General features: G+C 68.5%; 1 protein-coding gene. It reads left to right on the top strand.

Translation table 11 applies throughout. From position 1 onward, the window contains the following. Positions 1 to 239: 239 nt before the first annotated feature. Positions 240 to 1,186, top strand: a 947-nt coding sequence (locus tag AB0N05_RS38860) for an IS110 family transposase (protein WP_364704282.1), incomplete at its 3' end; no start/stop codon positions are given.

Here is a 1,186-nt window from a genome sequence, read left to right as displayed (position 1 = left end):
AGAGACTGTGAGGATGATGTTGATGGCATCCGAGTGGTCTGACCCGCTTAGAGACTGACGTCTTCGACTGTCCTGCTTTTGATTTGTTGACCGGTTCGGGTGCCATCGCGCACGCGGCCGGACGGGTGTTTGTGACCTCATAGGAGCTTGGTCAGAAGCCCCGCCACAGTCTTGTCCACCTGCCCGACCGGCGCGTGCCGCCCCGCAACGGTTTCCAACAAGGGACGGACACGACAAGCATGGCCGATCAAACCCGCGAAGTCACCGGCGGCGTCGACACGCACCGAGCGACTCATCACGCCGCCGTCATCGATTCAGTGGGACGCCACGTCGCTGACCGCGAGTTCCCGGCCACCGAGCGTGGCTACCGAGAGCTGTTGTGCTGGTTAGGTTCTCATGGGCCCGTTGTCAGGGTCGGAGTGGAAGGAACCGGAGCATACGGTGCCGAGCTGGCCCGGATACTGACCGCGGCGGCCGTCACGGTCATCGAGGTCGATCGCCCCGACCGCAAGACCCGCCGGACCCAGGGCAAATCCGACCCGATCGACGCCTATGCCGCCGCGACCGCGGTCCTGTCCGGACGCGCGAGCGGAACCCCGAAAACCCGCGACGGTGTCGTGGAAGCGGTGCGGGTGCTGCGCACCGCGCGCCGCAGCGCGGTCAAGGCCCGCACCCAGGCGATGAACCAGATCCGTGGCCTGCTCGTTTCCGCGCCCGCGGTGCTACGCGAGCAGACCACCGGTGCGAACCGCGCCACCCTGATCCGCACCCTGACCGGACTACGGCCCGGCCGCGACCTGGCACACCCACTGACCGCGACGAAGTCCGCGCTACGCGCGCTGGCGCGACGCCACCAGCTGCTCGACGCCGAGATCACCGAACTCGACTCCCAGATCCGGCCACTGATCGAGCAGGCCGGCCCCCGCCTGCTCGACATGTTCGGAGTCGGACCCGAAACCGCCGGACAACTCCTGACCACCACCGGCGACAACCCTGAGCGCATGCGCACCGAAGCCGCCTTCGCGCACCTGACCGGTGTCGCCCCGATCCCCGCCTCCTCCGGACGCACCCACCGGCACCGCCTCAACCGCGGCGGTGACCGCGCCGCCAACAACGCCCTGCACACCATCGCCCTGGTCCGCATGCGCCACGACCCACGCACCCGCGCCTACGTCGAACGCCGCAC

The sequence above is a fragment of the Nocardia sp. NPDC051030 genome (assembly GCF_040683015.1).
In the GTDB taxonomy this organism is placed as follows: Bacteria; Actinomycetota; Actinomycetes; order Mycobacteriales; family Mycobacteriaceae; genus Nocardia.
This window is presented reverse-complemented; position numbering and strand designations above follow the sequence as displayed.